Genomic DNA, 23568 nt, shown 5'->3' with positions numbered 1-23568 from the left:
TGATGATGGAATATACCTCATTACCTATTAATACCCAGACCGAAGTTCTGCCCCGCGCTGGATTTTTAGAAATTGAAAATTTAGTCAAGTCTTATCCGACACCTGATAAAGATAACTTTGTCGTTTTAGATAAAGTTAATTTAACAATTGATGAAGATGAATATATTTCTGTAATTGGTCACTCAGGTTGTGGGAAATCAACTCTAATCAAAATAGTAGCTGGTTTAGAAAAAGCCACTTCCGGTTCAGTCAGACTAGATGGGAAAGAAATTCGTCAGCCAGGAGCCGAAAGGATGATGGTATTTCAGAACTATTCTCTGTTACCTTGGTTAACAGTGCGAGAAAATATCCGTTTAGCCGTAGATGAAGTGCTAAAAAATGCTAATCGCTCTGAAAAAATTAGCATTGTAAATGAACACTTGGCAATGGTAAACTTGACGGCGGCGGCTGACAAATATCCTGATGAAATTTCTGGAGGTATGAAACAACGAGTAGGTATTGCCAGAGCCTTAGCAATTCGTCCCAAAATGTTGCTGATGGATGAACCTTTTGGGGCATTAGATGCACTAACTCGTGGCAAATTGCAACGGCAGGTATTGGATATTTGGGAAAATAATCGTCAAGCAGTGATGATGATTACCCACGATGTAGACGAAGCAATTTATATGTCCGATCGCATCGTTTTGATGACCAATGGCCCAGCTGCTAATATCGGGGAGATTTTAGAAGTTCCTTTTGAGCATCCGCGCGATCGCGCCGCCATGCGAAACTCAAAAGAGTATTTTGAACTCCGCAACCACGCCCTAAATTTCCTCGATCGATATTTTGCCCAAGACGAGTAAATTAGATTATCATTTTTTTAGTGGGTAGCCTAATTCAAATCCATGAAAGCTGAATTTGGAACGGAGGAACCATATTGTGGGGCGTATCTCATAGAAAATGAGGAGTTAAGAGTCAGAAGTTAAGAATTATTAATATTAACTCAGCACTTAGCACTCAGCACTTCTAAGAGAGAGACACCTTCCAGTCTTAGCCCGTCAGCTAACTCCGTAGGCAATGGAAGGAACCCCCAAGACCTTGGCTGTAATACAGTTATTATTGGGGTTTCCTTGACTAATTTTAAGATTTGAAATTTTGGTTATCATCACTCAATCTAAGATCCAAAATCCTTCGACTGAACCTAGCCGAAGTCCAAAATCTAAAATTGGTCGCCCTGCTTCTCATTGCTAATTCATTTCATTAGGAGAAGTAAAGCTGTGCAAATAAAGCCAATGTTAGCACGTCTGCAAAGTGCCACAGGCCGAGATGATTTAATCGAACAAATGGTACTACTGCCAGAACCAAAAAAACCTTTTTCTAAAAAACTTCAAAAGGCGAAAGCAGTTAATTTAATTGTTGCTTATGATGCATCTCCCAACAGTCATACGGCATTAGATATTGCCTTTTGGGTTGCCCATCAAACGCGTTTGGCCACCAATACAGAAGTTACAGTTCAAGCCGTTTATGTAGTAGAAGATAATCAAAGCAATCAGTATTCAAATATCTTGAGTTTTCCCCAACAACAATCTTCATTAGAATGTGAAGTTAGTGAAGTATCAAAGTCTGTCACACAGGTATTAACTCAACCTAAATTACAGACAGCGATCGCTCCTCTACAACAAGCAGATATAATTCTCTGGCAAGCCCGAAGTTTGGCTGAAGAATGGCAGGGTTCTTTCAAATCTCATTTGCGATTTGGCTGCATTTCTACAGAACTTCGCAAAGTTGTTGAATCAGAAGCGGCTGATATTCTGTTTCTAGGTTGCAACTCTGTCAATCATCCAATGATTGAAGCACTAGGTTCTAAATTTCCCTGTGCTGTTTTGGGTATTCCCAGTAGTATTGATGAATAATCACTCTTTAAAATTTCAGTAATTTTTGTCAAATTTTGATCGGAGAAAAGTCACCTACTTGTAAGTGACTTTTTTGCTACACAATAAATAAACTTTCAAAGGTCGTATGTGGAAAACTGGCAAGCATTTGTAGAAGCCAATGCAATACTGCTAAGGCTAAAAAATAAAAATGTATAGGTTGGGTTTTGTTACTCAACCCAACCTACGAATTAACAATCTTGGTAAATTTGCCAAATTGGTGCAATATTGTACCGTCTCTGAATGGGAAGCGCTATAAGCACTTAAGTGCTTACTACAAACATATCTTAACCTATCATAATGCTTGTAGCAGACGACTAGTAGCCAATCAGATGTAAAACGTCGCGCAGGACACTATAACCAGCTAAATCCCAAAGCAAATAAGCAAGGAAACCAATAGCTGCCAAGCGACCATTCCAAATTTCGGCTTGAGGAGTCCAACCAAACAAAAATGCATTCCGGTCTATACCGTTGTATTCCGGTGCAACAGCTGGTAAATCAGTAGAGGGACGAGTTTCTTGAGTTGCCATTTTTTTCTCCAAAATCTAATAGTTTTTTAGGTGTTTAGTTTCTAGTAGCTAATCAAATGTAAAACGTCACGCAAGACGCTATAACCAGCTAAATCCCAAAGCAAATAAGCAAGGAAACCAATAGCCGCCAAGCGACCATTCCAAATTTCGGCTTGAGGAGTCCAACCAAACAAAAATGCATTCCGGTCTATACCGTTGTATTCCGGTGCAACAGCTGGTAAATCAGTAGAGGGACGAGTTTCTTGAGTTGCCATTTTTTTCTCCAAAATCTAATAGTTTTTTAGGTGTTTAGTTTCTAGTAGCTAATCAAATGTAAAACGTCACGCAAGACGCTATAACCAGCTAAATCCCAAAGCAAATAAGCAAGGAAACCAATAGCCGCCAAGCGACCATTCCAAATTTCGGCTTGAGGAGTCCAACCAAACAAAAATGCATTCCGGTCTATACCGTTGTATTCCGGTGCAACAGCTGGTAAATCAGTAGAGGGACGAGTTTTCATTGTTTTTTCCTTCCTAATCAAGTTGGTTTTTATTCTTTAAATGCTCTCGTAACCAATCAAGTACAAAACTTTATAGCCAACTAAATCCCAAATTAAATAGGCAAGAAAGCCAATCATTGCAAAACGACCGTTTAAAATTGAGGCTTGAGGAGTCTAATAAAACAGAAAATCATTGCGATCGCAACTATTATATTCTGTTGACATTATTAGCAAATCTCTAGAAAAAGGAGTTGCCATTTCCTTGCCCTCAACAATTCGTTTGTTAACTTTAATGTAGCTATTAATAACTAGAATGCTTTCTGTCTATAGACACAAAAGACAAGCACTTCTTCTGACCGATGCTTAAACGTATTATTATAAATAAATCCACCTAGAGAGGGTGATAAAAACAGATATTGAAATAAATCTAAACTATTTGAAAGCAAACTATTTTGAAAATAGAGTTACTCACTATAAATTAAACAATTAAAATTAAAATTAGCAGTAAATTAAGTAAGATTGCTTGCCATTGAATTATGTTCTTTACCAAGAGCTAACAAAAGTTATATCTTCCGCTGTATGAGGGTTTCAGCCTTTGGAGAGATGCTTTAAAGACGTAAATTCTACGATTGTGATCTAAAGAGTTAGGTATTGCCATAGGTACAAACATAATAAATACTAAGAGTTGCTTCTCAAGAAATTCTTAATTCCCCAAATTGAAACTTAGTAGGTAGAAGGAAATCCAATGTTCCAAAGTACGGAAATCATGGTGGGACTCTATAAACCACTATTGTGGTTAGCACAGGTTCCATTAGAACGCTCAAACGTCACACCAGAACAAGCATCGGTTCTCATTTCCGGGCCACGCTTTTTTGTGGCTTTAATCTCCGGCGTGATTCTTGCCTTTGCTTTCCAATTAGTTCTAACTAATCTCTCCCTTGCATTCGGTATTTCCTACCTGGGGCACTCATCTGACTCGGATTCAGATAGTAGGGAGGTGGAAAGTTTGGGCGGTAATATTCGCAAAATCGGTACAGCAGTGGGAATTTGGACATTAGCCACTGTGACGATCGCCTTATTAATCGCTTCTTACCTAGCAGTAAAATTGAGCCTTGTGATCTCAGACCGAGGATTGGGAGCGATTCTCGGTTTAGTGATTTGGGGTGCTTACTTTTTGCTCTTAGTTTGGGTAAGTTCCACCACCGTAGGCTCCTTAATTGGCTCAGTTGTCAATACGGCAACATCTGGCTTTCAGGCGATTATGGGAACTGCTACCGCCGCACTAGGTGCGAAAGCTGTAAATAACCAAGTGGTAGCCACAGCTGAAGCCGCCGCTGCTGCTGTCCGTCGAGAACTAGGAAGCGCCATCGACCCCGTAAGTATCCGAGAAAACATTGAAGATTACTTAGAAAAGATTCGTCCTCCAGAACTCGATGTATCAAAGATTCGGAGTGATTTTGAAAATTTACTCAACGATCCGCAATTAAAAGCGATCGCTGGGACTCCAGATATCCGCAACATCGACCGCCAAAAGTTTATCGAGTTAGTCAGCAGCCGCACCGATCTTTCCAAAAAAGACGTTAGCCGGATTTCTGATACCTTATATAAGGTTTGGCAGCAAGTGGTAAGTCAGCAAGCACCCACCGCAGATCGGCTGGGTGAGTTAATGGATTATTTGAAATCACTCCCACCAGGACAAACCAAAACAGATGAACTCAACGCCAAACTGGATCGGTTATTAGCAGAACAGGGTGGTTCCAAAGAAACTGACCAAAACCAAAAGGCAGGCTCTGGCCCAATGCAAAGTACAATCCAGCAAGCACTATCCGCCTTAACCGCCACTGTGCTGGGACGGGCAGATTTGCCTGATTTGGATGTGGAAAAAATCTTGCGTAGTCTCACCACCGCCAAAGATAAAGTCTCTCAACAAGCAGATAAGCTAGGTTTGCCAACACCATCACAACCCTATAGCCCAATTCGGGCTGATGTTGAAAACTACCTGCACAATACTTATGCTTGGCAACTGAGTCCAGAAAGAATTGCCCAGGAATTTCATGATGTCATCTACGACCCAGCAGCCGACCCTGGAATCGTCCGCCGGGAACTAGAACGACTATCCCGTAATGATTTTGCCAATATTCTGCAACAACGGGGATTGCTTACCCAAGCCCAAATTCAGCGCATTGCCAATCAGCTAGAAACAGTCCGCCAAGAAGTGCTAGTAACAGTCAGAGCTATTGAAGAAAGAGATATAGTTCAAGACTTGCAACGTGCAGTAGAAAGTTATCTGCTCGTTACTCCCAAGGCAGATTTGACACCCGAAGGCATTGAGCAGAATTTTAAACCACTGCTGGAAGACTCAGAAGCAGATTATGAAACCCTGACATTGCGGCTAGCGCACCTTGACCGCCAAGAAATTCGGCAGATATTGCTACAACGTAACGATGTCCAGTTATATGAAGTAGATAGCATTGTCGATGAGTTGGAAAAACAACGCGATCGCGTCTTGGTAGAATCCAAAGGACTAGCAGAACAGGCACAATATCAAGCAGAAACCCTGTGGATAAATGTAGAATCATATCTGCGTAACACCGGCAAATCAGAACTGAATCCTGATGCCATCCGCGCCGACTTCAAAAAGATACTAGAAGATCCGCAAGCTGGAATTAGCTCAATTCGGGCACGCTTGTCTCGCTTTGACCGCGATACCTTAGTCCAATTGTTGAGTCAACGGGAAGATTTGAGTGAAGATCAAGTTAATCAAATCATCAATGCTACTGAGGAGTCATGGTATAATATTCGCCACACACCTCAAATTGTAGTCGATAAAGCTAAAGAGCAATACGACTCTGTGACAACAACGATCGCAGATTATCTCCGAAATACTGGCAAACAAGAACTCAATCCAGAAGGCATTCAGCGAGACTTGACCAGATTGTTTGAAAATCCCAAAGAGGGAGCCGTCGCATTGCGCCGTCGGTTGTCGCGGGTAGACAGAGATACATTGGTGAAATTGCTTAGTCAACGCCAAGACTTGAGTGAAGAACAAGTCAACGAAATCATTGATTCCACCCAAACTTCGATTCGTAACTTTGTGCGTGCGCCTCGTCGTCTAGCTAGCCGTACACAACAAAGAGTAGAATCCTTCAAAGGTTATTTGGAAGAGTATCTGCGTCAAACGGGTAAAGAAGAACTCAACCCAGAAGGTATCAAACGCGACTTGCAATTATTGTTGCACGATCCGCGAGTTGGAGTAGAAAGTTTTGGCGATCGCCTTTCCCAGTTTGACCGTGATACCATCATTGCCTTGCTGAAAATTCGGGAAGATATTTCTGATGAAGAAGCAGCGCGGATTGCCGATAATATGGTGTCCGTAAGGGATCAATTTGTCGAACAAGTACGCAGCATTCAACGGGGCATTCAAGATGCAATTGACGGGGTTTTCGCCCGCATTCGTAACTATCTCAACTCCCTGGATCGCCCAGAACTTAACTATGATAGTATTAAGCGCGATCTTCGCACAGTTTTTGACGATCCCCAAGCAGGTTTTGATGCCCTGCGCGATCGCTTGTCCTCCTTTGACCGTGATACCCTAGTGGCAATCATGAGTTCTCGTGAGGACATCTCCGAAGAAGATGCCAACCGAATCATCGACCAAATTGAACGGGCACGCAACACAGTATTACAACGTGCAGAACGCATACAGCAGGAAGCCCAACGCCGTCTAGAACAGGTAAAACATCAAGCACAGCGGCAAGCAGAAGAAACCCGCAAAGCCGCAGCTACAGCAGCGTGGTGGCTGTTTGCCACAGCATTCGTCTCCGCCATTTTCTCTGCATTAGGAGGAGCGATCGCTGTAGTTTAACAAGTTGTCTCCGCTAACTTTTCAGCCTCCCATTATGGGAGGCTTTTCTATTTTAAGTACGTCGAGAATAAAGAAATACGCATTGGCATTTGTGTAATTATGTCTTTCAATATAGTCATATATGAATATCCTTTACTGCTCTAATCTCAGCAATTAGATGGGTGAAAATAGAATTGGTTTAATGTTTTAATTTTTTTAAATAACTTGCAATTAAATCTCAGCCTATTATCAATAAATTACTGCGTAATTTTTGCAAGTTAATAATTTTACCTAAGTAGTAATTTCAAACAATGGAAAACACGTTAGTTGATAAAACCTTCCGTGACAGCAGTGGCAAAATTGTTGTGGCTCAAATGCCAAACCCACCACTTATTCTTTGGATAGTAGCTAGTTTACTCACTCTAGTTTTTACAAGTGGTAAAATCAATACAGTGTTAGACTTTGTGGCAAATGGCGCATTGTTTACTTGGGCGTGGATGGAGCTATTTCAAGGCGTTAATTATTTTCGCAGAGCGCTAGGTCTTGCCGTATTGATTGGAATGATTGCATACAGAATTCAGTAATTATACTTTATTAAGTAATAAATAAGACTCAAGGGAGAATTCTAAACTCCTTTTTTTTTGTCCAAAGTTTAAAATGTGAATAAAGTCATACTGACATTATGACTTTACTACACTGTGTTTTCTTATTCAGCATTTTAAACTGAGAGCAATACAGCAAATCAATTAATTCGTGTAACAAACAAAGCTTACTGTAAAGCTAATGAGTAAGAATATTTGTTCGCGAATTATTGATAAATGCTGTATAAAACTCAAGCAAATTAATTGATGGAGATTTGGATATGAAACGTATTTTATTAGGTACATTACTTGCTCTCCCATTTGCAATTTCCTCCTTACCGTCACAAGCATCAGCAGCAGAAATCATTGTCAGACCCAATGTTCATAGAGCTGCTATTGTGCGTAGACCTGTTGTTGCCCGATATCAACGAAAGTTAATTCCTGCACATTGGGAAACAGTACGACGCGGTCACAGGTGGGTTAAAGTTAGAGTTCCTGCTCGTTATGTAAATGTCAGAGTTTAATATCTAAATAGAGGCTAACAACTAAAGTTGTTAGCCTCTATTAGTTAAAACTTTGTTGCTGAATAAGACTTATAATTAAATACAAGTAGTTAAGATAAGTCAATTTAATCAACATGAATATATCTAAAAATTCTCATCTTTTAAAAAAGTTTTTAATATTTATACTAGGAGTTAGTTTCGTAACAGCCTGCGATTCCATTCAGGCTGACGAAAAAAATATAACTAAAGAAAAAATCTTGATTGGTGATAATTATGGAGAACTATACGATCAAGGAAAGTTACGGACTTACTATTTTTACACTCCAAAATCTTATAACCTACACCGCCCGATACCATTAGTTTTAGTGTTTCATGGAGATGATGGTAATGGTCGGTCTATCAGTAATGTGACTCGCTTTAATGAATTAGCAGACCAAAAAGGATTTATTGTTGTTTATCCAGATGGAATTGACCAAAAATGGAGTCTTAGAGGTAACGCTCAAGGAAAGGTAGATGATGTTTTATTTGTCAGTGCTTTGATTAATCATCTTCAGCAGCAACTTAATATTGATAGTCATAAAGTTTATGCCACTGGTTTTTCTAGAGGTGGCATACTTACTCAAGCACTAGCTTGTAAGCTACCTGATAAAATTGCTGGCTTTGCATCAGTAGCTGGTTCGCTCCCAGTTAGACTCAAACCTAGTTGTCAGCCTCAAACTCCGATATCGATGTTAACGATCAACGGTACAAACGATCGCGATGTACTTTATGAAGGTGACGATCGCACTCAACGAGGAGCGCTGGTTTCGATCTCAGACATGGTACAGTTTTGGCGATCGCACGATCGATGCACCTTATCAAATGCATCTCCAAATTTTTCTGAAGATAAAGTAAAAACCGCTATCTACACAGGTTGCAGTGGCAATTCCGAAGTTTGGCAGCTAGCGGTAGTCAACGGTGGACATTTCTGGCCTGGTGGTTCTTCAACTGACGAGAACCTAAACAAATTCAATGCGAAGTTGGGGCTGAACGCCAGTGAAACAATTTGGAACTTTTTTCAGCGTCACAGTTCATAAGTAGCTAATTTTTTAAACACCATTTTCCTTAAACCATGCCAAGAGGCGTTTCCAACCATCTTGAGCTTCTTGCTGGCGGTAGGAGGGGCGATAATCGGCAAAAAATGCGTGGGGTGCATTGGGATAGACGATAATTTCAGATTTGCTACTGCTGGACTGTAAGCGATCGCGCATCTGCTCTACTGTATCAAGAGAAATACCTGTATCTTTCCCACCATAAAGTCCGAGAATCGGGACTGTCAGTTTTGATGCAATATCCACGGGATACTGGGGCTGAAGTTCGTTAGCATCGCCCACAAGTCGCCCATACCAAGCTACACCAGCCTTCACCTGGGGATTATGTGCAGCATATAACCAGGTAATACGACCGCCCCAACAGAAGCCTGTAATTGCCAACTTCGCGCCATTACCCTTAGCTGACTTCTTTGCCCAGTTTACAGTAGCATCAAGATCGGATAATACTTGGGCATCTGGTACTTTGGCGACAATTGGACGAATTTCGTCTATATTGCTTAACTTCGAGACATCGCCTTGACGGATAAATAATTCGGGTGCGATCGCTAAATATCCCAACCGAGCAAAGCGACGAGTGATATCCTGGATATGCTCGTGTACGCCAAAAATTTCCTGGATTACCAGAACGATTGGGAAATTGTCACCGGTAGCTGGTGCTGCTCTATAGGCAGGAATTTCGCCATCTTTAACAGGAATTTTCACTGCACCAGCTACTAACCCCTTGGCATCAGTAGTGATGACTCCGGCAGAAATGGGTTGTACTGCAAGGGCAAAACCTGTCGCCACTGTCGCTGTTGCAATAAATTTGCGGCGCGTTATTTCTTTCATCATCTCTACGTTGAATTACTAAGTTCCCTTATATTTAGGTTACTGTATGGTCAAATGCGCGCAAGGGTAGGTGTACAAATTTCACACCCGAAAAAAAGTGCTTCTATCTCAACACCAGCAAGCATTTCACCCCACTAATTGTCCAAATTCATCCGCGCAATCTTTGAAATGCTTACAAAAATTGAGTTTCAGCTTTCAAACTTTCCCGACACTCTTTCCAAAGAAATTCTCTAATGCTATGATTGCTCTAGAACCGCGCAACCGCACCTTGAAAACTAAATATAGCTTGGCTTTCAGGCTCCCGCTATTGCAATTTATCTAAATCCCTATTAGGGATTGAAACTAAAAAACAGTGGCTAAGTGTTGGATGCTAAACGATTGCAATTTATCTAAATCCCTATTAGGGATTGAAACAAAAGCATTATATCCTAGATGGCTTAAAAAACATATTGCAATTTATCTAAATCCCTATTAGGGATTGAAACCTCAAAAGAAATAGAAACCAATGGATAAACTCTAATTGCAATTTATCTAAATCCCTATTAGGGATTAAAAAATTTTACCGCCTACCTGTTTTCCAATCTTCTCCACCGGATAACTGAATTAAATTTTCAGCCACAACTGCGGTTAATTCCTTAGCTGAATAAGAATAAGTTAGCGCCAAAAACTTCAACGCAATCTGAATAATTTGGTTCCTATCCACTATTTCAGACAGTTGGAATTGATTATATACTCCATTCATTACTTCATCGCTGGCATCAGCGATCGCATCTTCAATCACTTCCTCTTCTATTAAACTCTCCCACTCACCTAAATTAATATAGTAAGATTTTTTCTTATCTTTGATATTAAGATTTTTAATTTCTCGGATTGAATTACGAATAGAATTTGCCCATGAACCAGTTAATCGTTGTTCTACTTGGTTCTTAATCAAATGAATCAGCAAAATCCTTAAATAAGCTTGGATATTCCGCAGAATAGCTTGTTTACTCATGCCTTCTAATTCGTCTACAATTGCTAAAGCATCTGCATAACGTCCTTCCAAAATACTCTTTTTGAGGTCTATTAGTTCCTGCGTCATTTTTTCACCGCCTACCTGCTTAAGTACTATATAAAAATCACCTATACTTTATTAATAGCAGAGTCTCCTAGCTGCCATTAATAAAGTAGTATTGTTCATTTATTCGCCTGTATCACTTGCAAACTCCCACCTGCATATAAAGTAGATTTACTCACTTCAAAGCCAGTCATAGCTAACAACTCAGCTAAATCAGTTTTCAGCAATTCCCAAGCTGTTTCCGTCTCAAACAACAACAAAAACACCGATATCCCAGGCCAAAATATCGGATTTGTCGGAGCGTGAAAATCCACCAGCGTAAACACTCCTCCCGGCTTCAGCACCCGATAAACTTCATTAATAATTTTTCGTAATTGCTGAGGCTGCATCTCGTGTAATGCAACGCTCGTATGCACCACATCAAACAAATTATCTGCAAATGGCATCTCTTCAGCAAAAGCTTCTATGTATGAAGCTTCCGGTACATTTAGCCGCGCCCGTTGTAAAGACTTAGGTGAAGCGTCTAATCCTGTTACGTTTTGTGAAGTTTTTACTAAAAACTCCGTCGTTTGTCCACTACCACAACATAAATCTAAAACCTGAGAATCTGAGTGAATTGTTAAGCCTTGCAAAGCAAGTTGCCGAAAACGGGCTTCACCACCTACACTTAAGGCTGCTAAACGAGAGATACCATCATATAACCACTGATAGCGGTAACTCCAATCTCTTAAAATTGTTGCCATTGCATATTTCCTTGCTATTAAGCTTTATATTTAATAAAGATATATTGTTAACATTAGTAAAAAACCTGAAAAGATTGGGGGAAAGTAACTGCTATGGGTCGTGTAGGCGTCTTATTACTCAATCTCGGTGGCCCTGATAAGCTAGAAGATGTTGGGCCGTTTTTGTACAATCTATTTTCCGATCCGGAAATTATTCGCCTACCATTTCGCTGGTTGCAAAAGCCCCTAGCCTGGTTTATTGCCACACGGCGAACCAGAACATCTCAAGAAAATTATAAGCAAATCGGTGGTGGTTCCCCGTTGCGGCAGATCACAGAAGCGCAAGGGGAAGCTTTAAAAGAACAGTTAGGTTTTTTAGGGCAAGAAGTTAATATTTACGTGGGAATGCGTTATTGGCATCCCTATACAGAAGAGGCGATCGCACAAATTACCCAAGACAAGGTAGAACACCTGGTAATATTACCACTATATCCCCAGTTTTCTATCAGTACCAGTGGTTCCAGCTTCCGGCTTTTAGACAAGCTTTGGCAAGAAGATCCAAAACTCCAACCTATTGATTACACCGTCATTCCTTCTTGGTATAAACAACCAGGCTATCTTCAAGCAATGGCGCAACTCATAGCCCAAGAACTTGAGCAATTCCCCAACCCGAATGACGTTCATATATTCTTCAGCGCTCATGGCGTTCCGAAAAGCTACGTTGAAGAAGCAGGCGACCCTTACCAAGTGGAAATTGAAGAATGTACTGCGTTGATTATGCAGACTCTCAATCGACCCAATGCTCACACCTTAGCTTACCAAAGTCGTGTCGGCCCAGTAGAATGGCTCCAACCCTATACTGAAGATGCCCTCAAAGAACTAGGCGCAGAAGGCGTGAAAGATTTGGTTGTGGTGCCAATCAGTTTTGTCTCAGAGCATATCGAGACACTACAAGAAATTGATATTGAGTATCGAGAAGTAGCCGAAGAATCAGGAATTCACAACTTCCGCCGCGTACCTGCTCCTAATACTCATCCAGTATTTATTAATGCACTAGCCGAATTAGTGATTGATGCACTGAGAAACCCCAGTTTCAAGCTTTCGCAAGCTGCTCAAATGAAAAAAATGGTCAAGATGTACCCTCAAGAGCGTTGGGAATGGGGTCTGACGACTAGTGCTGAAGTATGGAATGGTCGGATTGCGATGCTGGGTTTTATTGCCTTAATCGTAGAACTGATTACCGGTCATGGCTTCTTGCACATGATTGGGCTTTTGCGATAAAGGGAATGGGGCATTGGGCATTGGGCATTGAGCAGAGGCGAAAAGCTTAGTGCAAATCTCCCCTTAGTTTTCCTACTTCCCATACTTCCTCATCTCACTTGTCTGTCATGCCCCATTCCTTATGCCCCATGCCCTTTTCTGCCTTTGTTATACCAGTCATACCACTGTTTAGCACTACGAAGTGCGAACCACAGCAGTATTAAAGCAATTACTCCTCCTTGCCAGGGAGCATCAAAGGCAAATAGTACTAGAGCAATGCACAAGGTATCTTGAAGAAAGACTGCCCACAACGGTAAGCCACGTAACCGATAGAACCAACCAATTTGGACGAGCTGGAGTACCAAAGCTAATAAACCTCCAATTATGGCAATCAGCCAGTTTGGGGTTGCTGTTGCTGTAGCTACTCCTAACCCCATAATTGCGCCTACAAGGGGAGACATGAATAACTGAACCACTTGGAGCAATCTTTGCCCCCAGAGCTTTTTTGAGGCTAATAATTCAATTAATGACCAACTGGTGAGGCAACATAATAATATTGGTGGAGAAATGTGAGATAAGATTGGAACTTGTGACCACAAGTTGCTACCCTGCAATAAGCCAATAATTAGCAAAGGTATGCCTATTCTCATTCCTGCTGCCGCAGAGGCAGAAAGTGTGGCTAGGATTTCAATCATCAAAGCACTCGTAATATTAATACATAAGTAAGTATTTGTTATGTATACTACCCAGTGCTGGCAATAATTCGAGCATCAAACAGATTGCAATATTAAATATTGTTGGTACCTTTATAGAACCCATTTGACATCTTGTGAGGTTTTGAATTAAGGTACTCCTCAGCATCTAAAATCCAATGCTAATGACGTATTCCAGCGACTTCACTGATGCAGAATGGGAAATTTTTGAACCCTTATTGCTTGAGATATTACCGACTAAGAAGCAGACTCGACCGAGTAACTGGACAAAGCGAGAGATATTCAACGGAATTCTCTATCAACTGAAAAATGGGTGCAATTGGCAAGACTTACCTAAAGACTTCCCCCCTTACTCCACGGTCTATTGGCATTACAAACAATGGCGATCTGCTGGAGTATTGGAGGAACTGATGAGTGTCTTACTTAGGACTTGTGCGTGAACAGGTTAAAAAAAACCGCACTGGACGACGTTGATCATCATTGACTCCCAAGCTGTGAAAAATACCTGCAATGCCAGTGTGGAGTCGAAAGGTTTTTGTTTCTACAAAGCTACCAACGGCATTAAAAGGCATCTGGCTATTGACACCCTTGGGTTTCCCTTTTTTACGCACTGCACTCGTGCCAATGTCTCGGATGATGCCGGATTAAAAGAGAAGTTTACTCTCAACATCGACTACTTCAAGTCAAAACCTATCGACATTCCCAAGATCACCATTCTGCTAGATCATGGCTATCACTCAGAATACTTGACTCAGGAACTAGAGCGGATTTACCCAGAGATCATGACCAAAATACAGTTTCAACTTTCTACTAAACCCTCACAACAAGAAAAAGCAGCACAAGGAAAATCTGGATTTGTTCCAGCAGTAGCCAGATGGGTGATCGAGCGCTCCAATGCTTGGATGGAGCGTTGTAAAATTCTGGTGAAAAACTTTGAACGAACTCTAGCTAGTGCCACTGCCAAACTCAACCTCTGCTTCATCAGGCTAATGATTAAGAGGCTTGCGGGTTCTTCCTAAGATGTCAAATGGGTTCTATATCTTTTTTGATGATATCTGCATATTTTTGGGGTAATTTACTTATAGTAAGTGCCTAAACGCCTACTACAAGTAAATTAATCTTAAATACCTAATCGTTGGTAAACTTCTTCTAAATGCCGCAGATGTTGCTGGGGATCAAAACAAACCTCTAGTTCTGCTGGAGACAACTTTTGGGTAACACGCGGATCTTTGCTAATCAAGTCTTGGAAGTTTCCTTCTGGCTGATTCCAAGCGGCGTGAGCGCTTTCTTGAACGATCGCATAAGCCTCTTCTCGGCTGCTTCCCTTGTCTATCAAAGCCAATAACACTTTTTGGCTGAACACAACGCCGCCGTAACAGTTGAGATTGCGTTTCATGTTCTCAGGATAAACCAACAAGTTTTTCACCAAATCGGTTATTTCTGACAACATAAAATGCGTCAAAGTACAAGCATCTGGCAAAATTACCCGTTCTACAGAACTGTGAGAAATGTCTCGCTCATGCCATAAAGCAACGTTTTCTAAAGCTGCACCGGCATGACTTCTGACGAGTCGTGCCATTCCTGTCAGTCGTTCCGAACGGATGGGGTTGCGCTTGTGTGGCATTGCTGAGGAGCCTTTTTGACCTTTGGCGAAAAATTCTTCAACTTCCAAAACGTCTGTTTTTTGGAGGTTGCGAATTTCTACAGCAAAGCGTTCAATGGTTGCGGCTACCAAAGCTAATTGTTGCACGTAGTCAGCGTGGCGATCGCGGGAAATAACTTGAGTTGAGGCTGTATCGGGTTCGAGTCCGAGTTTTTGACAAGCGATCGCTTCTACACGCGGTTCAATATTCGCGTATGTTCCGACTGCACCAGAAATTTTACCGACAGCGATCGTTTTGCGGAGTATTCTCAAGCGTTCTTGGTGTCGCAACACTTCTGCTAACCAACCAGCTAGTTTAAAACCAAAAGTAATCGGTTCTGCGTGAATACCGTGCGATCGGCCAGCCATTACTGTATGACGATGTTCCCGTGCTTTTTGGCGAATTACACCAATCAAATCTTCCAGACGTTGCAACAATATATCCAGACTGGCAACTAATTGCAGTGCTAAAGCTGTATCCAAAACATCCGAACTAGTTAAACCCAGGTGAATGTAGCGTCCGGCATCACCAACATATTCATTGACATTTGTCAAGAAAGCAATGACATCATGGCGGACTACAGCCTCAATTTCTAAAACCCGCTTTGGATCAAAATCTGCCTTGGCCTTAATTTCCTCAACGGCCTCAGATGGAATGTAACCAAGTTCAGCTTGAGCCTCACAAACAGCAATTTCGACTTGCAGCCAAGTTTTTAGTTTATAGGCTTCACTCCACAGATTAGCCATTTCGGGCAAAGTATAACGCTCAATCACAGTTCGGCACAGAATACAACCGTCATATTTTACAGTCTAATTAATGTCTAATTAATGTAGATCGCTTTTTAACGCGACTTTTTCCTCAGGGACAGCAGTAGTTTTTGAATCCGACGTGATGATACTAATCCTGCCATCAGCCTCCATATATGCGAACTTCACATCAGCTAAAAATTCTACACCTTGCTGACGTAACTTGCTCATCAACTCATCATCTGTAATTAACTCTCGTTGCAGATGGCGCTCAATCATCCGACCGTTTTTTACTAGTAGCAACGGTGGCGGATTCAGGAAACGTTGAAACTGGGGTAGTTTGTAACCCAACCAGTTCAGCAAGTAACTCCAAAAAATCACTGTTCCGACCAGAATAGCGCCTTCAGTAATTGATGTGTAATTACTTGCCATAGCATTTTGAGCAGCTTCCGCAAATAGCACAACTACGAGTAAATCAGTAATTCCTAGTGTTCCTAGTTGTCGGCTAGGAAGCAGGCGTAGCACTGAGAACAGCGCTAAGTAGACTAACGATCCGCGGATAATCAACTCAAAAATGCTGATACTAGGAATAAAAATTGCTTGCCAATTGATAAAAAACCATTTTTCCATTAGCACTGATTTTCTTCCTTGTTCAATAGACTTCTGGAAAAAATCCAGTATAAAAAAGAGTCAGAATTCAGAATTGCTGAATACTCTACTCATCAACTGTAGCAATAAAAACTAATTCACTGGACTGGATATTAGGTACTTTCATATCTATCAGATTTACAAATATAAATCTCCAGCAATCAAGCATTAAAATCGCTGATTTTTTCTTCTCTGTTTTAAGCGTTTGGGCTTCCTAAAATACTGGAATAAGCGATTAATCAAGCGAGAAGATGGCTTCTTCTTATTCGATACTTGTTCTGTTGGCGCCTTGCCATTATAGTTTGTGTTATCAGATACATGTATAGCATTTTTAGTTGGGACTATGCCGCTGCCATGCCTTCGGGAATAAACTTGAGTAAATTCTGCACCGAAGAAAAGAATTTGTGCGGCATAGTTAACCCAAGCTAAAATCACCACCAGTGAACCAGCAGCACCATAGGTCGATCCAAAACTACCATTACCTAAATATTGTCCTAATAAAAATCTCCCAATAGAGAACAAAATTGAGGTGATAGACGCTCCAATTAAAACATCACTCCATGCAATTTTGACATCTGGTAGAACTTTAAAAATTAGTCCAAACAGTACTGTAGTTATTGCAAAAGAGATGACTAAATTAGCAATCTGCCAGATGAAATCAAAACCTGGCAATAAATTACTAAAGTATGTTACTAAGGTTGCTAATATCGTACTAATTACTAGAGAAACTAAAAGTAAAAAGCCAATTCCAATCACCATTGCAAAGGACAAAACGCGGAGGCGAATCATGTTATTTATGCCACGTCCAGGTTTGGGTTTCACTTCCCAAATCGTGTTCATGGCATCTTGCAACTCAGTAAATAAGCCTGTAGCACCCACTAGTAGAACTAGGACACTAATAGTCGAAGCGATCGCTCCTGTCTTTGGTTGGTTAGCATTTTGGATGGCTGTTTCGAGAAACTTTGCGCCATCTACCCCGACTAAACCTTGAATTTGTCCGACAATTTGACCTCTTGCCGCTTCCTCTCCAAATACTGCACCTGCGATCGCAATTACAATAATTAGCAATGGTGCAATGGAAAAAATCGTGTAATAAGCTAACGCCGCCGCTAACCGCGAGGCTTTATCGTCACTCCATTCTTTGAATGTCTCTTGTAATAACTTCCAAATTTCTTGCAAATTCATCCAATCAGTCTCCTTGTAAGGGATGTTGCTTAGTCCCTGATATATTGGATACTGATTTGTTGAGTTGCGGCATCCTCCCAAGGGTGTTTGTGAAGCGTTCTTGGGGAGGAATTTAGAATTTTATAGTGACATGACAATGCGATCGCGCCAATTGGCGATAATAAAGATGTGCTGATATCGATCCTATAGCAAAGCAATTTTTACCTAGAAGCAATGACACAGACCGCAGCAATTACAGAAGCGATTACTACTCTTCAGGATGTAGAAAATCGATTTGGTTTTGTCCGTGTTGAAAACGAGCAATTTTTCCCAGAGTGGTATGAGGAATTGTCTGAAATTACGGAAGCGGAAAAAGCCTCTGTGGATATTGTGCGGCGCAGGTATCTTTATCACCGTGCCGGAGGTGATTTACTAGAAGGGACAGTCATATTGTTGTTGGTGTCACCAATACTTGCACTCTCTGGATTTTACGATCCTCCTTTCAGAATTAAGGCTGAATCATCTGTGGAACTAATGCTGAATGATGACGAGGAAATACTGCGCGGACGAATTGATGTTTTAGTGTTACAAGATCGGTTATGGGTGATGGTGTTGGAGTCGAAAAAAACCACACTCTCAGTTTGGTCGGCTGTACCGCAAGCTCTAGCTTATATGATGGCTAACCCCAATCCCAGTAAACCTGTGTTTGGAATGGTGACGAATGGAGACGATATTTTATTTATCAAAGTGATGCAAACAAATACACCACAGTACGATTTGTCAAGAGTTTTTGCTCCGTTTACATCCGCGAGGGAACTGTACGCCGTTTTGCAAATTCTCAAACGTATTGGTCAGTTAATTTCTCCTACGTCTTAGCGTTCCCTTTTCCCTTTTATTGCATTCTATCAATTGTGCGATATTGAATTGCTTCCGCTACATGATTGGTTTTTAACTCATCTTCTCCTGCTAAATCTGCAATAGTCCGTGCTACTTTGAGAATGCGATCGCTTGCTCTTGCCGATAAACCTAATTTTCTAATTGCTGCTTCTAATAAATTGCGGCTAGCATCATCTAACTTACACCATTTCTGGAGATGACTACTTTGCAAATGGGCGTTGCAACGCAGATTTGTTTCTCCTTGAAAACGGGTAATTGCGCGATCGCTTGCTTGTTGCACTCGTTCGCGTACTGATATTGATGTTTCTCCCGTCGGTTGTTGGGTAATTTCTTCTGGTTTCAAGCGATTCACTGCAACTTGTAAATCAATTCGATCCATTAACGGCCCAGAAAGTTTTGCCCAATATTGTTCGCGTTGGCGGGGAGAACAAGTACATTGTTGGATGGTATCGCCATAGTAACCGCAAGGACAAGGATTCGTACTCGCCACCAAAGTAAACTGCGCGGGAAACATTACCGATAGTTTGGTGCGGGAAATTGTCACATAGCCATCTTCTAGAGGTTGACGCAAAAATTCTAAAACATCTCGTTTAAATTCTGTCAGTTCATCCAAAAAAAGTACACCTCTGTGAGATAATGAGATTTCTCCAGGACGAGGGAAGCTACCGCCACCCACAAGAGAAGGCCCGGATGCCGAATGGTGGGGACTGCGAAAAGGGCGATCGCGTACCAATGAACCACGATTTTTCAATAAACCAGCTACCGAATGAATGCGAGTCACTTCCAAAGATTCGGCAAAGCTCAACGGCGGTAAAATTCCTGGTAAGCGCCTTGCTAGCATCGTCTTCCCACTACCAGGCGGCCCGACAAAAATGAGATTATGCCCGCCAGCCGCAGCAATTTCTAAAGCACGACGCCCATGAGCTTGTCCTTTCACATCATGTAAATCTGCGCCAGGGTAGGATACTGTTGTTGTCTGTATTGTACTATCTATCTGCACAGGTTTGTAACGCCCCGGATTATTTAAAAAATCCACCACCTCAGACAAATGCTTGCAGCCGTAAACAGCCAAATCTTCAACCACTGCTGCTTCTTGGGCATTATCAGCAGGGAGAACTAAACCTGCAATTCCCATCTTTTGGGCTGCTGCTGCGATCGGTAATACACCAGCCACCGGACGCAAACTGCCATCCAAAGAGACTTCGCCCAAAAATAGATAATCCCCCAACAAATCAGCGCTAACTTGCTCAGAAGCCGCCAAAATTCCTACACTAATAGGCAAATCAAAACAGGGGCCTTCTTTGCGCAAATCTGCCGGAGTTAAATTAATTACTATCTTTCGCATCGGAAAGGCAAAGCCAGTATTTTTCAAAGTTGCTTTGACTCTTTCTCTTGACTCTTGAATCGCTGAATCTGGAAGTCCCAAGACAACAATTCCCGGTAATCCCCCTGACACATCGACTTCTACGCCTACTTTGACGGCATCGATGCCCACAATTGATGCACTCCAGACTCTAGCAAGCATTGCTTATATAATAGTAAACCTTTAGGATCTCTAGCAGATGAGTTGGTAAATTGGCATTAGTGAAACCACATAGACGATTTTTCTCAATTACAGCAATTTTCATCCACATTTGATTGTGGTGGTGCGATCGCACTGGCGGCTGCTAATCGTAAACTTACCTTAGAATATCTGCGTCAAGTTTGTGATACTACTTTGCGAATCACCAGCATGGTAGTTTTTATCCTATTTGGTTCCACAGCTTTTAGTTTAGTCTGTCGAGGGTTAAATAGCGATCGCTTTATGTTCGATGTTCTCGCCAATCTCCCCGGTGGTAAAACTGGCTTTTTGGTTGTCAGCATGGCAGTAGTATTTATCCTCGGCTTTTTCGAGATCGCCTTATTGTTGTATCATTGTTTACACTTATTGCCCAAAACTTAGGTATTGACTTGATTTGATATGGTGTAGTTTTGGGAGCAAATTTGCAAGCATTTTTCCTCACACCTCCCTTTGGCTTTGCGCTGTTTTACCTGCGTGGTGTCACCCCACCATGAAGTTACGACAAAGGATATCTATCGCGGTGTAATACCGTTTATTTTGTTGCAACTATTGGTGGTGTTAATTATTGTTTTCCCAGGATTGGTATCAGCTCTAATGCCTTGGTGAATTATCTAAAATATACTGCTCCTGGTTTTGTTTACAGCAAGGAAAAGGTCATATTGTCTTGCTCTCATAGTACAATAGTATTTTGACCGTGTTGTGTGGCGATCGCGCAATATCAAGAAACGCGATAATAATGTTTAAAAAGTCAGATCCCCCAGTAGTATCAAAGCTGAACTGACTCGCACAAAGATGCTCTACGCTAAAGTAGACACGCTCTCAGTTTGCGTCGGGTGCAGTGATTTGTTAGACCGACGTTTGATCGGAAGTTTTACAACTTTACGCCCATGAGCAATCTGTTTCTTTCGTAGATCGTTAAAGATTGCGTTCAGGTCATAGTTAAATGAGCTAGCGTATTCCTCTCTGTACTTGTGAATTTCCTCTAAAATTTCGTTTTTATACATAGATTATTCTTCTGTAAAATCGTATCCCATTAACTCATAGGGTGTACAAATGACTGGTAATTCATATCCAAGTTCAGAGCTAATTTGTGATAGCTTTCTCTGGATTTGGGCGTTTGCCATATGCTTACAGTTCCATGTTAACAGGTAGTCTAAACCGTAAACTGTTGCTAATAAGATATGCAAAGCATCATTAGAGGCTTTTGGTGGTAGGTTGCTTTGTTGCAAAAACTCTTGTGCAAGCTCTATCGCTTCTTCTGTGAGATCGAGAAACGTTAAGGACTCTAACAAATTCAGCCTTTGATCCGCGATCGCTGCATCTCCCCTAGCCGCTTCATCTTCTACAATCTCAGAAGCATAAAGGACAAAAGAACCGCGACGAATATTCCATCAATCTTGCGTGATTTTCATGTTTGCTGCCAGAATCAAGTTATCTGTCGATCTGGCAGTCAAGTATCCCAAAATACTAGTTTCAATATAGACGGTTTCGCTCACAGAAATCTCTAGAATTTATTTATCCCTCATCCTACAGCGTTTAATTCTCCTTCTGAGGGTCTTGGATTTTCTTCTGTCAACCCAATCTATAAGATCAGCGATCGCTCAGTTGCAAAACTACCATAACCTTATAATAAAGAGGGGATTTACCAGCTTGGCTACAGGAAACTAGACTAGCAGCAGTTACAGTGACGATCGCAGCTGTGTTAAAAACCTCTCGGCGTTTCATAATTGTTTGTGATTTAAATTGGGGAAAATTTAGGCTGATAGAGAATATTTATCAGGTTTTTAGCAATTTTTTAGCTTTGGGTACTAAATTAAACACGATAGGGACGCATAACTATGCGTCCCTATCTTGTAATCTAGTTTTAGATGGTGAAACTTTAGGTTGTTATTACCACCAATGTTGGGGTATTTTCAAGTTTTCCGGTAAGATTGTTGTGCGATCGCCAATTGCTTGTTCAATCTGCTGTGATTCTACATTTTCCGAGCCGCTCAAGTTGGCTCCACAGAGGTTAGCTTCTTGAAAATTAGCTTCTTGGAGGTTAGCTGTACTAAGTAATGCACTTTCTAGATTAGCGCCAGCAAGTTTTGCCCCTTGCAAGTTACTGCCAATCATGTTTGTATCTTGGAGATTGCTACCCTCAAAGTTAACTTCTTCTAAGTTGGCATCACAAAGGATTGCTCCTTCCAAGTTGGCATCACAAAGAACTGCTCCTTCCAAGTTGGCATCACAAAGAACTGCCCCTTCCAAGTTGGCATCGTAAAGGATGGCTTGAGAAAGGTTCGCTTTTCTAAGAACTGCGCCTTGGAGATTGGCTTCTGGGAGGATTGCTTTTTGCAGGTTGGCTTCATAAAAGATTGAGCCACAAAGACAGGTAACAGATAAGTCTGCTTCAGAAAGGTTTACTTTGGTAAAATTGACCCATTGCAAGTTAGCTCCGACAAAAATTGCTCTAGAGAGGTTAGCATCTGTTAAGTCTGCATTGCAGAGGTCTGTATTGCGTAAATCAAGTTTCTGATTGACTGGATCTTTAGATGAATCGCGTCTGCCAATGACAGTTAAGGCTGTTTGAATATCTGTAGGAAGTTTTGATGATTGTAGTGACTCATCCTCATATTCCCTATTTACTGGGGCATTCTCGCGGATAAAAGCAGCAAGGATTTCCATGATTGTCCAATGATCTTTCGGGGAATCTTTGGCAATTCGTTCTAAAGCATAAATTGCCGCAAATCGCGTTTCAATCTTTTCATTTCCCAGTTGTTCAATCGCTTTAGAAAAACGTTCAGAAACAATTTCTTGGGGAGTTAGTTGTGTCTGATTGATACAATTTACGATATTGTTATCCCAAGCTACTGTTCCAGTTAGTAGTTGCGTTAACAAGCTGTGATTCTCATCTAGAGAGAGTTTAGAGGTATAGTAAGCATTAAGAATTAATGCCAATCCCCCAATAATTATGGCAATTGTTGTTAATGCTTGAGAGATGTATTCAATTTTTTCTTGATTTGAAAATCCTTGAATACTTTCAAAAAATAATATAATTAGAGTGAATGATAAAATAAATATAACCGAGACAAATGCCAACAAAGTCGTGAGTCCATTGGTCTTTATGAAAGACATGTCATAAGTCTTCATATCCGACTCCTTACGGAAATAAATTTAGGTTGATTCTAAGAGTATCCGTAAAGTTATGATAGAGTACAAACACGGATAAAATTGGCGAACTATTAAATCCACTATATAAAAATTATCTATATAACAATCCTGAATCATTTGTGAGGAACAAGACCCTTGACTTTCTAGAGAAGCCAGGGAGGTGATTATTCACGAATGATTAGATATCTGATGAAATTAAATATGCTGTATCCAGAAACCTTGTAGAGACTTAGTACTGC

Annotated in this window: 24 protein-coding genes, 1 pseudogene and 1 riboswitch; of the genes and pseudogenes, 11 read left to right on the top strand and 14 right to left on the bottom strand. The window is 41.1% G+C overall.

Annotated elements, in window-relative coordinates; translation table 11 throughout:
- Positions 1–5 precede the first annotated feature (5 nt).
- Positions 6–842 (top strand): ABC transporter ATP-binding protein, encoded by an 837-nt coding sequence (locus tag RMZ42_RS18320; RefSeq protein WP_322672770.1) that lies wholly within the window; start codon positions 6–8, stop codon positions 840–842.
- Between the two features lie 37 nt (positions 843–879).
- A riboswitch (cyclic di-AMP (ydaO/yuaA leader) is annotated at positions 880–1068 on the top strand.
- A gap of 203 nt (positions 1069–1271) precedes the next feature.
- Entirely contained in the window at positions 1272–1892 is a 621-nt protein-coding gene (locus RMZ42_RS18315; protein WP_322672769.1) for a universal stress protein, read from the top strand.
- 335 nt (positions 1893–2227) lie between these two features.
- Here RMZ42_RS18315 and RMZ42_RS18310 read toward each other — a convergent pair whose 3' ends face one another.
- The 3 genes from RMZ42_RS18310 to RMZ42_RS18300 are packed head-to-tail and all read right to left on the bottom strand — an operon-like array spanning position 2228 to position 2939.
- Positions 2228–2440, bottom strand: coding sequence for a high light inducible protein (locus RMZ42_RS18310; RefSeq protein WP_322672725.1), 213 nt, complete (start codon positions 2438–2440; stop codon positions 2228–2230).
- Between the two features lie 41 nt (positions 2441–2481).
- The gene (locus RMZ42_RS18305) at positions 2482–2694 is read right to left on the bottom strand and encodes a high light inducible protein (protein WP_322672724.1); all 213 of its coding nucleotides are present in this window, start codon (positions 2692–2694) and stop codon (positions 2482–2484) included.
- 41 nt (positions 2695–2735) lie between these two features.
- Positions 2736–2939 carry a high light inducible protein gene (locus RMZ42_RS18300; RefSeq protein WP_322672723.1) on the bottom strand — a complete coding sequence of 68 codons (204 nt, stop codon included), beginning with the start codon at positions 2937–2939 and terminating at the stop codon, positions 2736–2738.
- 724 nt (positions 2940–3663) lie between these two features.
- Between RMZ42_RS18300 and RMZ42_RS18290 the strand changes: the two genes are divergently transcribed.
- The 4 genes from RMZ42_RS18290 to RMZ42_RS18275 all read left to right on the top strand — a co-directional run bounded on the left by RMZ42_RS18290 (position 3664) and on the right by RMZ42_RS18275 (position 8922).
- Positions 3664–6783 (top strand): MFS transporter, encoded by a 3120-nt coding sequence (locus RMZ42_RS18290; protein ID WP_322672722.1) that lies wholly within the window; start codon positions 3664–3666, stop codon positions 6781–6783.
- Positions 6784–7073: 290 nt separating this feature from the next.
- Complete coding sequence (locus tag RMZ42_RS18285) at positions 7074–7346, top strand: hypothetical protein (protein ID WP_322672721.1); 273 nt, start codon at positions 7074–7076, stop codon at positions 7344–7346.
- A 278-nt stretch (positions 7347–7624) separates the two neighbouring features.
- The gene (locus tag RMZ42_RS18280; protein WP_322672720.1) at positions 7625–7867 is read left to right on the top strand and encodes a hypothetical protein; all 243 of its coding nucleotides are present in this window, start codon (positions 7625–7627) and stop codon (positions 7865–7867) included.
- A 113-nt stretch (positions 7868–7980) separates the two neighbouring features.
- Complete coding sequence (locus RMZ42_RS18275; protein WP_322672719.1) at positions 7981–8922, top strand: alpha/beta hydrolase family esterase; 942 nt, start codon at positions 7981–7983, stop codon at positions 8920–8922.
- Between the two features lie 12 nt (positions 8923–8934).
- On the opposite strand, the gene RMZ42_RS18270 is transcribed toward RMZ42_RS18275, so the two are convergent.
- From RMZ42_RS18270 to RMZ42_RS18260, 3 genes are all read right to left on the bottom strand, one after another.
- Positions 8935–9765, bottom strand: a complete 831-nt coding sequence (locus tag RMZ42_RS18270) for a dienelactone hydrolase family protein (RefSeq protein ID WP_322672768.1) — start codon at positions 9763–9765, stop codon at positions 8935–8937.
- Positions 9766–10324: 559 nt separating this feature from the next.
- Positions 10325–10846, bottom strand: coding sequence for a DUF29 family protein (locus tag RMZ42_RS18265; protein ID WP_322672718.1), 522 nt, complete (start codon positions 10844–10846; stop codon positions 10325–10327).
- Positions 10847–10941: 95 nt separating this feature from the next.
- Positions 10942–11565, bottom strand: a complete 624-nt coding sequence (locus RMZ42_RS18260; protein WP_322672717.1) for a class I SAM-dependent methyltransferase — start codon at positions 11563–11565, stop codon at positions 10942–10944.
- Positions 11566–11658: 93 nt separating this feature from the next.
- On the opposite strand from RMZ42_RS18260, the gene hemH reads away from it, so the two are divergent.
- Positions 11659–12825 carry a ferrochelatase gene (gene hemH, locus RMZ42_RS18255; protein WP_322672716.1) on the top strand — a complete coding sequence of 389 codons (1167 nt, stop codon included), beginning with the start codon at positions 11659–11661 and terminating at the stop codon, positions 12823–12825.
- Between the two features lie 119 nt (positions 12826–12944).
- Here the strand turns inward: hemH and RMZ42_RS18250 are convergent, their stop codons facing one another.
- Positions 12945–13499 carry a DUF4126 domain-containing protein gene (locus tag RMZ42_RS18250; RefSeq protein WP_322672715.1) on the bottom strand — a complete coding sequence of 185 codons (555 nt, stop codon included), beginning with the start codon at positions 13497–13499 and terminating at the stop codon, positions 12945–12947.
- Positions 13500–13681: 182 nt separating this feature from the next.
- Here RMZ42_RS18250 and RMZ42_RS18245 point away from each other — a divergent pair, with 182 nt between their 5' ends.
- Positions 13682–13957, top strand: coding sequence for a transposase (locus RMZ42_RS18245; protein ID WP_322672714.1), 276 nt, complete (start codon positions 13682–13684; stop codon positions 13955–13957).
- A gap of 30 nt (positions 13958–13987) precedes the next feature.
- On the top strand, positions 13988–14536 hold the full coding sequence (locus RMZ42_RS18240) for a transposase (protein ID WP_322672713.1): 549 nt from the start codon (positions 13988–13990) through the stop codon (positions 14534–14536).
- A 101-nt stretch (positions 14537–14637) separates the two neighbouring features.
- Here the strand turns inward: RMZ42_RS18240 and purB are convergent, their stop codons facing one another.
- The 3 genes from purB to RMZ42_RS18225 all read right to left on the bottom strand — a co-directional run bounded on the left by purB (position 14638) and on the right by RMZ42_RS18225 (position 17739).
- A complete protein-coding gene (gene purB / locus RMZ42_RS18235; RefSeq protein WP_322672712.1) occupies positions 14638–15933 on the bottom strand; it encodes an adenylosuccinate lyase in 1296 nt (431 codons plus the stop codon).
- Positions 15934–15984: 51 nt separating this feature from the next.
- Positions 15985–16536 carry a DUF421 domain-containing protein gene (locus RMZ42_RS18230; protein ID WP_322672711.1) on the bottom strand — a complete coding sequence of 184 codons (552 nt, stop codon included), beginning with the start codon at positions 16534–16536 and terminating at the stop codon, positions 15985–15987.
- Positions 16537–16722: 186 nt separating this feature from the next.
- On the bottom strand, positions 16723–17739 hold the full coding sequence (locus RMZ42_RS18225) for a YihY/virulence factor BrkB family protein (protein WP_322672710.1): 1017 nt from the start codon (positions 17737–17739) through the stop codon (positions 16723–16725).
- A gap of 213 nt (positions 17740–17952) precedes the next feature.
- Between RMZ42_RS18225 and RMZ42_RS18220 the strand changes: the two genes are divergently transcribed.
- Entirely contained in the window at positions 17953–18594 is a 642-nt protein-coding gene (locus tag RMZ42_RS18220) for a type I restriction endonuclease (protein WP_322672709.1), read from the top strand.
- Positions 18595–18610: 16 nt separating this feature from the next.
- On the opposite strand, the gene RMZ42_RS18215 is transcribed toward RMZ42_RS18220, so the two are convergent.
- Positions 18611–20140: a YifB family Mg chelatase-like AAA ATPase gene (locus RMZ42_RS18215; protein ID WP_322672708.1), complete on the bottom strand. Its 1530-nt coding sequence runs from the start codon at positions 20138–20140 to the stop codon at positions 18611–18613.
- A gap of 114 nt (positions 20141–20254) precedes the next feature.
- On the opposite strand from RMZ42_RS18215, the pseudogene RMZ42_RS18210 reads away from it, so the two are divergent.
- A pseudogene (locus RMZ42_RS18210) lies at positions 20255–20782 on the top strand (TRAP transporter large permease subunit); the annotation flags it as partial.
- Between the two features lie 401 nt (positions 20783–21183).
- On the opposite strand, the gene RMZ42_RS18205 reads toward RMZ42_RS18210, so the two are convergent.
- The 3 genes from RMZ42_RS18205 to RMZ42_RS18195 all read right to left on the bottom strand — a co-directional run bounded on the left by RMZ42_RS18205 (position 21184) and on the right by RMZ42_RS18195 (position 23293).
- On the bottom strand, positions 21184–21468 hold the full coding sequence (locus tag RMZ42_RS18205) for a hypothetical protein (RefSeq protein WP_322672707.1): 285 nt from the start codon (positions 21466–21468) through the stop codon (positions 21184–21186).
- A gap of 298 nt (positions 21469–21766) precedes the next feature.
- Positions 21767–21901 (bottom strand): hypothetical protein, encoded by a 135-nt coding sequence (locus tag RMZ42_RS18200; RefSeq protein ID WP_322672706.1) that lies wholly within the window; start codon positions 21899–21901, stop codon positions 21767–21769.
- Positions 21902–22066: 165 nt separating this feature from the next.
- Positions 22067–23293: a pentapeptide repeat-containing protein gene (locus tag RMZ42_RS18195; RefSeq protein ID WP_322672705.1), complete on the bottom strand. Its 1227-nt coding sequence runs from the start codon at positions 23291–23293 to the stop codon at positions 22067–22069.
- Between the last annotated feature and the right edge of the window lie 275 nt (positions 23294–23568).

Source organism: Nostoc sp. DedQUE05, assembly GCF_034530955.1.
Classification (GTDB): Bacteria; Cyanobacteriota; Cyanobacteriia; order Cyanobacteriales; family Nostocaceae; genus Nostoc.
Note: the sequence above shows the minus strand (reverse complement) of the source record. Positions and strands in the feature narration are given on the sequence as shown.

Coding starts and splice junctions, on each gene's coding strand:
- RMZ42_RS18290 (WP_322672722.1), top strand. CDS start 3,664: ATGTTCCAAAGTACGGAAATCATGGTGGGACTCTATAAACCACTATTG.
- RMZ42_RS18310 (WP_322672725.1), bottom strand. CDS start 2,440: ATGGCAACTCAAGAAACTCGTCCCTCTACTGATTTACCAGCTGTTGCA.
- RMZ42_RS18265 (WP_322672718.1), bottom strand. CDS start 10,846: ATGACGCAGGAACTAATAGACCTCAAAAAGAGTATTTTGGAAGGACGT.
- RMZ42_RS18250 (WP_322672715.1), bottom strand. CDS start 13,499: ATGATTGAAATCCTAGCCACACTTTCTGCCTCTGCGGCAGCAGGAATG.
- RMZ42_RS18300 (WP_322672723.1), bottom strand. CDS start 2,939: ATGAAAACTCGTCCCTCTACTGATTTACCAGCTGTTGCACCGGAATAC.
- RMZ42_RS18320 (WP_322672770.1), top strand. CDS start 6: ATGGAATATACCTCATTACCTATTAATACCCAGACCGAAGTTCTGCCC.
- RMZ42_RS18200 (WP_322672706.1), bottom strand. CDS start 21,901: ATGAAACGCCGAGAGGTTTTTAACACAGCTGCGATCGTCACTGTAACT.
- RMZ42_RS18220 (WP_322672709.1), top strand. CDS start 17,953: ATGACACAGACCGCAGCAATTACAGAAGCGATTACTACTCTTCAGGAT.
- RMZ42_RS18280 (WP_322672720.1), top strand. CDS start 7,625: ATGAAACGTATTTTATTAGGTACATTACTTGCTCTCCCATTTGCAATT.
- RMZ42_RS18315 (WP_322672769.1), top strand. CDS start 1,272: ATGTTAGCACGTCTGCAAAGTGCCACAGGCCGAGATGATTTAATCGAA.
- hemH (WP_322672716.1), top strand. CDS start 11,659: ATGGGTCGTGTAGGCGTCTTATTACTCAATCTCGGTGGCCCTGATAAG.
- RMZ42_RS18230 (WP_322672711.1), bottom strand. CDS start 16,536: ATGGAAAAATGGTTTTTTATCAATTGGCAAGCAATTTTTATTCCTAGT.
- RMZ42_RS18245 (WP_322672714.1), top strand. CDS start 13,682: ATGACGTATTCCAGCGACTTCACTGATGCAGAATGGGAAATTTTTGAA.
- RMZ42_RS18305 (WP_322672724.1), bottom strand. CDS start 2,694: ATGGCAACTCAAGAAACTCGTCCCTCTACTGATTTACCAGCTGTTGCA.
- RMZ42_RS18275 (WP_322672719.1), top strand. CDS start 7,981: ATGAATATATCTAAAAATTCTCATCTTTTAAAAAAGTTTTTAATATTT.
- RMZ42_RS18225 (WP_322672710.1), bottom strand. CDS start 17,739: ATGAATTTGCAAGAAATTTGGAAGTTATTACAAGAGACATTCAAAGAA.
- RMZ42_RS18195 (WP_322672705.1), bottom strand. CDS start 23,293: ATGTCTTTCATAAAGACCAATGGACTCACGACTTTGTTGGCATTTGTC.
- RMZ42_RS18215 (WP_322672708.1), bottom strand. CDS start 20,140: ATGCTTGCTAGAGTCTGGAGTGCATCAATTGTGGGCATCGATGCCGTC.
- RMZ42_RS18260 (WP_322672717.1), bottom strand. CDS start 11,565: ATGGCAACAATTTTAAGAGATTGGAGTTACCGCTATCAGTGGTTATAT.
- RMZ42_RS18285 (WP_322672721.1), top strand. CDS start 7,074: ATGGAAAACACGTTAGTTGATAAAACCTTCCGTGACAGCAGTGGCAAA.
- RMZ42_RS18270 (WP_322672768.1), bottom strand. CDS start 9,765: ATGAAAGAAATAACGCGCCGCAAATTTATTGCAACAGCGACAGTGGCG.